Here is a 10,397-nt window from a genome sequence, read left to right on the forward strand (position 1 = left end):
CCATCGGTGTCACGTCTACACATTGACAACTCCCAGCTTTTGGCAGACCTCTTCAACCCCCGCTCTCAGACCTTCATCAGCGGCCATCCTGATAAGCAACCGTCTGCTTTCTTGTGATACAGCCGACTCGCGAATGCCGAATCTCTCACCAATCTCCCGCAATTTCTCGCCGCTGTGACGGTGACAGAGATGAATCGCCACCTTCCGGGCCAAGCTCTTCTCCGCTCCCAGGGTTGTTTCGACCGCTGCCACAATGTCATCCACGGGCCACCGACAGCTCAGCTTTCGCAAGCCTGGAATGTCGCGACTCGGATGTTTTCCAGACAGATGAGTCTCTTCGACTTCCCGGACAAACTCACTACGCCCGAGGATGGTTGAGGCCAGCATTTCGTCCAATGGGCTTGATACCCCATGTTCTAGTCCATCTTCCACAAATGTTCGATAGCGCCTCTCATCACCACCAAAATATCCCAAAATTTCGCCGCGGCACAGCCACCCAGGCGCGGCCTGTTGCCCAATGAAGTTCCGATAACTCGACCAGACATAATCCTCAGGTCGCTGACTTATCCCCGCCCGCACCGGATTGAGATGGATATAGCGCGACAACTCCAGAGCATAGGCGTCCCGATCCACTAATACCGCCTTGTAGCGCCCCTGAAAAAGGTGCCCTGCCCGCTTACGCCTGGCATTGAAGTAGTTGGTGTAAGCACCGTTGATATGTCGCATGATCTGCGAGAGATTCCCGGCTGGCGTCTCCATAAGAAGGTGGTAATGGTTGCTCATCAGACACCAAGCATGGATGGTAGCTCCGTAGCGCTCGGTCGCCGATGCAAGGTAACCAAGAAAGCGCTCGCGATCCGCACCGCTTTTGTAAATGTCCCGTCGCTCGTTCCCTCGTGCTGTGACGTGATAAAAAGCTCCATGATATTCGATTCGTAACGGCCTGCTCATCCCTCCCTCCCGGCGATCATTTTGTCAATGTGTAGACCTGACACTTTCCTTAACAATGGGTTCCTCCTTCTCGGCAGATTCAATTGCTGCAAGTTATGAGGTCTTCATCTGTTTTCACTCGATTTATCCCGCAAATCCGCAATCACCTCTTCAAATTCTTGCAGGTATGCCTCCCGCGTTCGTTCGGCAATCGCCGGCCATTGCTCTTTGGGCAGACTCGTTTCAGCCGGCTCCCGACCCTCTCCGCTCTCTTTCTCCATGCCTGATATCATGGCAGCCATCCCATGCAGATTGATCCACCGGTGGTCGTAGTCGTAGGGGGTAGCCCGATCCCATTCGATGGCCTTTACTACGAGTGAGCGGAAACGGTCCAGGTCTTTGAATTGCTCTTTTATGAGATCTGCCGGCATCTGCATGGAAAGAACCCGAACCGCCTGGCGCGCGCTGACATCGGCACATCGGTTCGCATCAAACCTCGCGCGGACCCGGCCGGCATTCAGCCAGAATATGGCCTCTTCTGCCTTTCCTTCCTTATACAGTGATGCAGCCAGAGCAAAGAAGGCGGGGGGTTGGAATATCCCTGGATCGGCGATAATTTTTTCGATTGCCCTGTTGACCTTTCGATGATCTTGACTGGACATTTCCTGGATTACTTCCAGCGTCCTTCTCGTATCGACCTGGGCAAAGACGCCCTGAGGCTGAACCATGATGGTCTGCCCTATATGCTGTCCGCTTCCAGCCCTAACGGAACGCGCTACTACAATGCCGCAGTACAGCAAAAAAACGGCCGTCACGATAAGAACCGGCACCAGAATAACGATTCCGACTTTCCATTTTGACGGCCTGACATCAGACCTATGTCGGCTTGTCCTGGATCCACCTTTCCTCAATGCCTTGGGCTTTTCCTCTGTCTTTTTCGGGGGCTGGCTATCTGCAGCGACCAGCCAATCTGATTGCTCCCCTGCCGGTTCCGGTCCAGCATCAGTTTTTTTAATGATATATGCTGGGAGGGGAAAGGCGTGGGTGCACTTCGGACAGGTCGCCTGCGTCGCCCTTGGAGGAATCGCATCGCCCGGGAATTCTCTACTAAAGCCACAGCCGGGACAGCTAATGCGGATCTTCCCTAATACGCCGTTTTTGCTCACTATCTCACCCATTCTTTCCCTCCACCACAACACCCATCTGCCTGACGATTGTTCCCAGTTCCAACACTTCATCCACCTGCAGCCCGCGCGGAATCTGATGGGTGATGAAAAGCATCGTCACCTTCCCCTTGAGTTTGTTGATCGTCCTGGCGAAATGCTCCGCCGTCTGCTGGTCGAGGTTGGAGACCGCTTCGTCGAAAATGAGGACCTTCGGCTTCTTGAGCAGCGCCCGGGCGATAGCCAGCCGCTGGCGCTGCCCGCCCGACAACCCCGTCCCTCGCTCGCCGATCTCGTTCTGGTAGCCGTTCGACAGATTTTCGATTACGTCGTGAATCTCGGCCGCCTTGCAGGCCTGGATGACCTCCTCGAAGGTCGCATGCGGGTGGGCCATGACGAGGTTGTCGTAGAGGGTTCCGGAAAAGAGGACGGTTTCCTGCGGTACCACCCCGAAGGTGCTGCGCAGCTCGTTGGCGGCCAGGTAGCGGATATCCTTGCCGTCCAGATCGATTTGCCCTTCCTGGGGGAGATAGAAGCCGAGGAGAAGCTTGGCCAGGGTGCTTTTGCCGCAGCCGGAAGGCCCCATCAGGACCGATAGGTGACCGGGCTTGAGGGAAAGGTTCAGGTTGCGGTAGAGCCAGGGATGGTTCTCGGAGTAGCGGAAGGAGAGATCGACCAGGTCGATCTTCCCCTTGCCGACGTTCTCCCGGGAGGGCGTCAGAGTATGGGGTTCCTGCGGCATGTCGAGAATGTCGCCCAGGCGCTTCACGGCGATGTTGGCCTGTTGGAACTCCTGCCACAGCCCGACCAGGCGAAGCATCGGCTGACTCATGCGACTGGCAAACATCTGGAAGGCCACCAGCATGCCGATGGTAAACCCTTCGTTGCGCATCACGAGCATGGCGCCGACGAGAAGGATGGAGAGGGTCATCACCTGTTCCAGCCCGTTGGCGATGACGTTGTAGGTGTTGCCGACCTTCTTGGTGGAGAACCCGGCCGCGAGGTAGCGGGCGAGGAGGTCGCCGTATTTCCTGTCGACGTCCGGCTCCATCTGCAGCGATTTCACCGTCGCCATGCCGGCAAGGTACTCGGTGAGGAAGGCCTGATTGGCGGCACCGAGCATGAACTGACGATTGAGCTTTTCCCGGAAGACGGGGACCACAAGAAAACTCATCAGACAGACGAGGCCCAGCAACCCGACGGCGATGAGGGAAAGTTGCCAGGAATAGGCGAACATCACCGCCAGGAAGATGAGGAGGAAAGGGAAATCGAGCAGCAGGGCAATGGCTGCGCCGGAAACGAACTCGCGGATCGTCTCCACCCCGTGCAGCCTGGCGACCAGGGTGCCGGTGGGGCGGTGCTCGAAATAGGGTAGCGGCAATCTCAGCAGGTGGCGGAAGACCTGGCTCCCCAGCACTGCGTCGATGCGGTTGCCGGTGTGGAGCACGAGGTACTGCCGCAGCCAGGTCATGACGCTGGTGAAGGCCATGAACATGACCAGCGCCACGCCGAGGACCATAAGGGTGCTTTGGGTCTGGTGGACGATGACCTTGTCGATAATGACCTGGGTGAAGAGTGGGGTCGCGAGGCCGACGAGTTGGATAGCAAGAGAGGCGAGCAGGACATCACGCCAGATGCGCCTGTGCTTGATGATTTCCGGGATGAACCAGCGGAAACCGAATTCCTTCTTCTCGGCATTAAAGCCAGGGATTTCTTCGCTCTTGCCCGGGCGGGCAGTCGTTTCGCGGGCGATGAGAATTAGGTCGGGTGCAACCTGGGCCGCTGCTTCCTCAACAGCAAGAGTTTCCAGGGATCGGGAACCGAAACGGAAGAAAAAAACCTTTTGGGAGCCTGCTTTGAGGATGAGGATGGGGAGAGACGAGGCGCTTTCGGTCTCAGGAGAATCGGAGATTCCCCCGGCAGTATCGTCGGCCTGCCCCTCCGGAGAGGTTGCCTGTTCTTCCGGTACCGACCGCAGGAAAGCGATGGCGGGAAGCGGAAGTTTTTGCCAATCGAGTCCGGCAAGGTTGCAGGTGCCGGTTTTGAATCCCAGTGAGCGGGCAGCTTCGTGGAAGGTGACCAGGGAATATGGCGGCGGGAATTGCTGCGCGACAAGCGCGGCATCGAATGGCAGCCGATACACCTGACTGAGGCTGCCAAGAAGCCATAACAGCTCCTCGCGCCCCATCCCCCCCCCGAGCGACATAAGACCTTCCTTTTGTTAGCTGTGATGAAATGGCTGCAGGTTTGAACTTGTCGAACAAAAAGCCCGCTTCCGAAAAAAGAAGCGGGCTCCTGATGAGATGGGTATTCATCTCTTCAGCCACTTCGACAGCCCGGCCATCCGACTCCTGCCTAAGCTTCGTCGGACCGATGGCTCTGTGCCCCACGGTTACCCGTGGTTTACCCTTTCGGCGGCATTCCAACCTACAGCATGTGAGTTTCAGATCAAGCCTGTTATTTTCACCCTTTTCTCGAAATAAAACAGCCGACCTCCTGTCAGATATCCGATCTGATCGAAAGCCGGCTGGGTTTCGCTACAATTCCCCCTCACAATTTTTCCCTCCAGACAATTAAAAACAACTAGTACAGAGTTTTAGTGTTTACCCTTATAATTTTCGGATGTCAACCATATTTTTCCCAGGGAATGGTGGCGGTCAACTAACTGAATGGTCTTACGACTCACGGAACACAAAAGACTTGCCCGCCCCGATAACGTCACGGGTTCCCCTTTCGACACGAACTCCGCACTCCCTACGGCGAGACTCTTCGTCCAGACTTCGTCCCACTAGTGCCTTTCCGAGGTCAGCGCCTCCTCCGCCTCTTCGCGGCGGGCTTCTGCCATCACTTCCAAACTGCCGGCCTTCTCTACCTTTATTACCCCAAAAATCGACTCATAGCCTGTTTTGAAGCGGACAGTTGAATTTATATAGTTGCAATTTCAATGAGTTGGCTTGGTCCGACCCCGGGCATCCCACCGGAGTTAAATTCCCACAATCTTGACCTGTGAGGCTTCCCCGTTGCAGCCAGCACTTGCCCAACCCTCCGACTTGGCTTTGCCCTATGGGGTCGGACCAAGATAACTTACTGGTATTTATATAAATCTTCCATATGAATAGGCGTTATCCTGTGGATGGACAACACCCTCGCTCATTGCATACTCAATACCGGGTTTCGTCCCCATTTTCCCCTACGGCAGTCTCCTCCCCGGTCAATCCGCCTCGGAGATGGTGAACAGCCACCAACGCGGCTCCTTCCGGCCACGGTGGGGCTGCCTCTCGAAGTAGATCTTCATGGTTGCACGGTCGGTAGTAACGATTTCGAACCAATGCTTGCGGACATACATCTCGCCACTGCCATGACGGCACTTTCCCGTCTCGCGCCAACTGCGGAGCAATGCCGCAACTTCAATGGTCCGCCCGCGCCACCGAAACTCGCGCGGCAGGCCGGGTCCGCCGCCGGCCATAAGGGCAGTGTCGGCGGTAGCGACGACCGGCTCGAGAGGTTCATCGACAAATCGTTCGGCCATGCCGGGCATCCTCACTCAGGCGGGTTTCTTCTCTTGTTCAAAGGTCTTCGGTCTGCCCCCAATGCCAGGCCATCACCGGTGTCCTGCCGCCCAAAGGAATGAAACGAAATCAAATAGGAACACCCCACCCAAACAACAGCGTTCTTCCTTTCTTGAAGTGGATCGGCGGGATGGGAAATGGTTGGCCTGCTTTCAGGATCCCGTCGATGGCGAGGGTAAACTGTTGATTCGGCGACGGAGGAGGGGTGGGAAATACCAGCACGAAGCAGGTGCGGTCAGACACGGCAATCGGCGCCACGGGGATCGGAGCAGGATCCGCCTTGGAATCTACCTCACAAGAGACATTCTCAGATGGAGGCTCGCCAAGAAGTAATAATACTTCACCCTTCTCATCAGAAAACGCACCGGGTCCCCGCTTGAACCCAACCGGCGAGATGGCCGGCACGGCAGGGAGTTCGAGAGCAATACGGCCTGGGTCGAGGGCGAAAGCATCTCCTTTGGGATCCAGAACTATCTGAATTTCAAACTGTGGCCGATTAAGAGAGGAAGAGAAGGTAGGCCACGGGATGATCGGGATTATATAGCCAACCAATCCAAAGGTGGAATGTTCATTCTGTGGAACAACCTTAAGATCAAGGCCGTCCATGCTGACGATCCCATCCTTGCTCATTTTGATATCCGCAGGTGAGAGTTCAGGCCTGCTGAATTGTATTGGAGCCAGCACAGTACAAGCGTTGAGAAAAAAGGTAAGCGCCGCTACGGATAGCAATAAAAAGGATCGTTTCATCTTGGCCATGCCCCGATGCCTCCTCGCCTGGAGAAGCTCTTAATTTCGTTTTCCCGAAAATTGAAAAATCAAGTCTGCCGTGCATTCCTCTGCTGTTCTTGCAATCCTGTCTTTGAGCGCAAAATCATCGGCCTTGAGCTCGGCCAGTGTGAGCCTTTGCGCAGGTGGATATTCGTCGACGATGTTGCAAACTCCTTTCCAAAGAACGGCCGATTCCTCGACCCGGATCAGTCGGACTTCCACCGAATAGACAAACCGATAATGGGCTTCATCTTCTGGATAGGGGATGAGCCACCATTTGTAAGTATAGAAATCGATTGCCATCCCCTCACGGAAGGTCCTTTTCAACTGATTCAGTTCATCCTCGGTGTTACGGGTAGTCTTGTGAACTTTCCAATAGAACGCGTGAGGGTCGGTTACTGTCTTGCTGAAACGCGGCTCCTCAATCACTCGGACATTATGAATTCCGAAAGAGTCTCTGATGGCAAACAAAAACTGATCTCTGACAGCCGGCAGGGGATTGACTGCCTTCGCCTCGAGTTCAGCCAGGAACTGTCTAAGATGCTCGGGCTGCGATGGAGATGCAAAGAATACATCCGCATTCGGGTAGCGGTCATAATGAATCGCCAGAAACTCAGGCGCGTTTTGTAGGTCGCTAATCAATTTTGGTTCCATTGGAAGGGGTTCGGCAGGAAGCGTGTAGGCGGCCTCGTTGAACTCCTTGACGTAAGAGAAGGTGCAGCCGCACAACAGCAAGGCGGTGATGGCACACGCCAGCATGGCAGCCAGGCGAAATCGTGAATTTAGAAGTCCCACCGCACCCGCAAGGGCCTCTGCTCCGCGTTCATTGTTTCTCTCCCAACCACTCTGCCCGGAAGGGACCCTTGCCCTTCTTGTTGATCTGGAGTCAGGCCAGGACAAATCCTTTATCTTCACGAAAAATCACCTCCAAGGTGGCCGTTGTTTTTTGCTATAGGACGATTTTCATGGCTGGCATTCTTCTCGTAAATTCCCTGCGGCTCCCGGAGAACAAAGGCATCGTCTCCCCGTCAACATTACGGCCTTCCAGTGACCCTGGGGGGTCGGGCCAAGTCAAGGTGCCAATATTTTACAATAATTATCCCATAAGTAGCCGGTATCCGATGCTATGGAGCGAATTTGGGGGCTGAAATTGCCCCAAGGATTTCTTGCGATTCACGGAGCACAAAAGAATTGCCGACGCCGCTTGTTACACCCCCCGCAGGGCCTCGACGATCTCCAGCCGCGCGGCCCGCAGCGCCGGCAGCACGCCGCCGGCGAACCCCATGCCGAGGGCGAAGAGGAGGGACTTGCCGACGATGCCGGCGGTGAGGGAGAAGGAGAAGGCGAGCTCGGAGAAGGTCTGCCAGTTCATGGTCGAGAGGGTGATGAGCTGCATGCCGGAGGCGAAGAGGACCCCGGCAATCCCCCCCACCAGGCCGAGCAGGAGCGATTCGAGGACGAAGGCGGCGAGGATGCTGCGGCGGCCGAACCCCAGGGCCCGCAGGGTGCCGATCTCGGCGATGCGGTTGGCGACGGCGGCATACATGGTGATCATCGCCCCGATCACCGCCCCTATGGAGAAGATGACAGTCAGGGTAAGGCCGAGAATGCTCAGGAAGCGCGCCATCGCCTCGGACTGGTCGGCATAGTACTTCGTTTCCCGCTTGGCCTCCAGGGTCAGCCGGGGATCGTTCTCGAGCCGCTCCCTGACCGCCGGGAAGGCGGCCGGATCCTGCAGGCGGAAGATGATCGAGGAGTAGACCGGGCGGCGGAAGGCCTGCATCAGCAGGTCGACGTCCCCCCAGATCTCGGAGCTGAAGCCGGTGCGGCCGGCCTCCAGAACCCCCACCACCCGCCACTCCCGGCCGGCGAAATGCAGCACCTCGCCGATGCCGGCCCCCTGGAAGCGCTCGGCGATGCTGCGGCCGGCGGCGACCTCGGCCATCCCCGGCCGCGGCATCCGGCCGGCGGCGAGCCGCACCTGCGGCCGCAGCGTCGCCGAGGCGGCACTGATGCCGCGGATCACGATATTGGCCGGCTTGCCGCTTCCCCGCTTGGGGAGGTTGACCAGGACCACCAGCTCCCGGGCCAGCAGAGGCTCGCCGTCGGCCCCGCGGGCCGCCCCGGACACGCTCTCGACCACCGCCGCCTGGTCCCGCCCCACCCCGCTCTGCACCTCGGAGCCCGCCGCCTTGCGCAGCACCACCACGTTGTCGGAGGAGCCGGTCGCCACCAGCGTCTCCCGCAGCCCCTCCACCAGCATCAGGGTGGCGGCGAAGACGTAGACCACCAGGGCCATGCCGGCGGCGGTGAGGACGGTCGTCAGCCGCCGGGTCCAGAGGTTGCGCAAGCTGTAGGAGAAGGGAATGGGCATTACCCGATCCTCCCCAGCCCGGCCGCGATCCGGATCGTCGCCGCCCGCCAGGTGGGGAAGATGCCGGCGATCACCCCCACCGTCAGGGCGGCGAGCAGCCCCTGGGCGATCGTCGCCGGGGCGATGCTGAAGGCGGGGAAGAACTGGGCCAGCTCGACCTCGATCCAGCGGGCCGCCGGGAAGATGAGGAGCGTCCCCAGCACGCCGCCGGCCAGGGCGATGGTGATCGACTCGCCGAAGACGATCCCGGCCAGGTGCCGCGGTGCGAAACCGAGGGTCTTCAGGGTGGCGTACTCGGCCATCCGCTCCCGCGCCGTCATCGCCATGGTGTTGGCCGTCACCACCATGATGATGAGGATGACGACGTAGGAGACGATCTCGATGGCGGTGAGGATCGCCTCGGTCATGGCAACGAAGCCGAGCTGGAAGCTGCGTTCGGTCTCGGTCAGGGTCTCGGCCAGGGAGTTGGCGAAGGTCCGGTCCAGCGCCGTCGCCACCTCGGCGGCGAGCTCGGGCCGCTCGACGCCGACGATGTAGTAGCCGACCTGGTCGGCCCGGCGAGGGGAGGTCTTCTTCATCGTTTCGTTGAGGTAGTGCCAGTGGAAAAGGAAGATGCGCTCCTCGGTGCTCTTCTCGGCGCCGCGATAGATGCCGCGCAGGACGAACTCCCATTCGCCGGGGAAGATCGTCCCCTTGAGGGTGATCAGATCGCCCAGGCGCCAGCCGTGCTGGTCGGCCAGCTGGCGACCGACGACCGCCCCCTTGCGGTCGCGCAGGAAGGCGGTCTTCTGCTCCGGGGGGAGGACGAACTCGGGATAGAGATCCAGGTAACTTTTCGGCTCCACCGCATAGTTGGCGAAGAAGTTCTTCTCGTCGATGTAGATGCCGCCGAACCAGTTGCCGTAGGCGACCTCCGCCACGCCCGGGATCGACTGGATCCGTTCGCGGTAGGAGATGGGGAGGGGGAAGACCAGGGAGATGGCGTTGCGGGTCACCAGCCGGGTGGCCGAGGCCGACTCCACCCCCAGGTACCAGAGCCCCACCAGGGTGCGCAGCAGCCCGAAGGCGGCGATGGCGACCGCCACCCCGAAAACCGTCAGGACGGTACGCAGGCGGTGGCGGAAGGCGTTACGCAGGATGAGACGGAAAAAGAGCATAACTCGTCACTCGTCATTTATCCGCTGTCTTCAGTCCTCTGTCCTCTGTCTTCCGTCTTCTGTCACTGGGGCAGCAAAACCCCCTTCTCCAGATGCCGCACGATGTGCGCCTTCTCGGCCGCCCGGGGGTCGTGGGTGACCATGAGGATCGTCTTGCCCGCCTCGTGCACCAGGCGGTCCATCAGCTCCAGGATCTCCTCGGCCGAGGCCCGGTCCAGGTCGCCGGTCGGCTCGTCGGCCACCAGGAGGGTCGGGTCGGTGACCACGGCCCGGGCGATGGCGACCCGCTGCTGCTGGCCGCCGGAGAGCTGCCCGGGACGGTGGTCCATCCGGTCCGCCAGCCCCACCGCGGCCAGCGCGGCGGTGGCGTGCTCCCGGCGCTCGCGCCGGGAGAGGCCGGTGAGCAGCAGCGGCAGTTCGACGTTCTCGAAGGCGG

The 10,397-nt window shown here is 58.9% G+C and carries 9 protein-coding genes and 1 riboswitch; all 9 genes read right to left on the minus strand.

From position 1 onward, the window contains the following. Positions 1-15: 15 nt before the first annotated feature. Complete coding sequence (locus VD811_11545; protein HXV21607.1) at positions 16-951, minus strand: transposase; 936 nt, start codon at positions 949-951, stop codon at positions 16-18. Between the two features lie 104 nt (positions 952-1,055). Continuing rightward, complete coding sequence (locus tag VD811_11550) at positions 1,056-2,108, minus strand: zinc-ribbon domain-containing protein (GenBank protein ID HXV21608.1); 1,053 nt, start codon at positions 2,106-2,108, stop codon at positions 1,056-1,058. After that, positions 2,101-4,299 carry a peptidase domain-containing ABC transporter gene (locus VD811_11555; GenBank protein HXV21609.1) on the minus strand — a complete coding sequence of 733 codons (2,199 nt, stop codon included), beginning with the start codon at positions 4,297-4,299 and terminating at the stop codon, positions 2,101-2,103. The genes VD811_11550 and VD811_11555 overlap by 8 nt, the downstream gene beginning before the upstream one ends. Before the next feature lie 121 nt (positions 4,300-4,420). Continuing rightward, positions 4,421-4,511, minus strand: a riboswitch (cyclic di-GMP riboswitch). A gap of 793 nt (positions 4,512-5,304) precedes the next feature. Next, positions 5,305-5,622: a DUF6504 family protein gene (locus VD811_11560; protein HXV21610.1), complete on the minus strand. Its 318-nt coding sequence runs from the start codon at positions 5,620-5,622 to the stop codon at positions 5,305-5,307. A gap of 109 nt (positions 5,623-5,731) precedes the next feature. Further along, positions 5,732-6,418, minus strand: coding sequence for a hypothetical protein (locus tag VD811_11565; GenBank protein HXV21611.1), 687 nt, complete (start codon positions 6,416-6,418; stop codon positions 5,732-5,734). Between the two features lie 30 nt (positions 6,419-6,448). Next, on the minus strand, positions 6,449-7,345 hold the full coding sequence (locus VD811_11570) for a hypothetical protein (protein HXV21612.1): 897 nt from the start codon (positions 7,343-7,345) through the stop codon (positions 6,449-6,451). Between the two features lie 292 nt (positions 7,346-7,637). Next, complete coding sequence (locus VD811_11575; GenBank protein HXV21613.1) at positions 7,638-8,804, minus strand: ABC transporter permease; 1,167 nt, start codon at positions 8,802-8,804, stop codon at positions 7,638-7,640. Next, positions 8,804-9,961, minus strand: coding sequence for an FtsX-like permease family protein (locus VD811_11580; GenBank protein HXV21614.1), 1,158 nt, complete (start codon positions 9,959-9,961; stop codon positions 8,804-8,806). The genes VD811_11575 and VD811_11580 overlap by 1 nt, the downstream gene beginning before the upstream one ends. A gap of 62 nt (positions 9,962-10,023) precedes the next feature. Then, a partial coding sequence (locus VD811_11585; GenBank protein ID HXV21615.1) for an ATP-binding cassette domain-containing protein occupies positions 10,024-10,397 on the minus strand: 374 nt, incomplete at its 5' end.

The organism is Desulfuromonadales bacterium, from assembly GCA_035620395.1.
Classification (GTDB): Bacteria; Desulfobacterota; Desulfuromonadia; order Desulfuromonadales; family DASPGW01; genus DASPGW01.

What these genes read in the sequence shown, in the direction of transcription:
- VD811_11565 (HXV21611.1), bottom strand. Translation starts at nt 6,418, where the DNA reads ATGGCCAAGATGAAACGATCCTTTTTATTGCTATCCGTAGCGGCGCTT.
- VD811_11545 (HXV21607.1), bottom strand. Translation starts at nt 951, where the DNA reads ATGAGCAGGCCGTTACGAATCGAATATCATGGAGCTTTTTATCACGTC.
- VD811_11580 (HXV21614.1), bottom strand. Translation starts at nt 9,961, where the DNA reads ATGCTCTTTTTCCGTCTCATCCTGCGTAACGCCTTCCGCCACCGCCTG.
- VD811_11560 (HXV21610.1), bottom strand. Translation starts at nt 5,622, where the DNA reads ATGGCCGAACGATTTGTCGATGAACCTCTCGAGCCGGTCGTCGCTACC.
- VD811_11550 (HXV21608.1), bottom strand. Translation starts at nt 2,108, where the DNA reads ATGGGTGAGATAGTGAGCAAAAACGGCGTATTAGGGAAGATCCGCATT.
- VD811_11575 (HXV21613.1), bottom strand. Translation starts at nt 8,804, where the DNA reads ATGCCCATTCCCTTCTCCTACAGCTTGCGCAACCTCTGGACCCGGCGG.
- VD811_11555 (HXV21609.1), bottom strand. Translation starts at nt 4,299, where the DNA reads ATGTCGCTCGGGGGGGGGATGGGGCGCGAGGAGCTGTTATGGCTTCTT.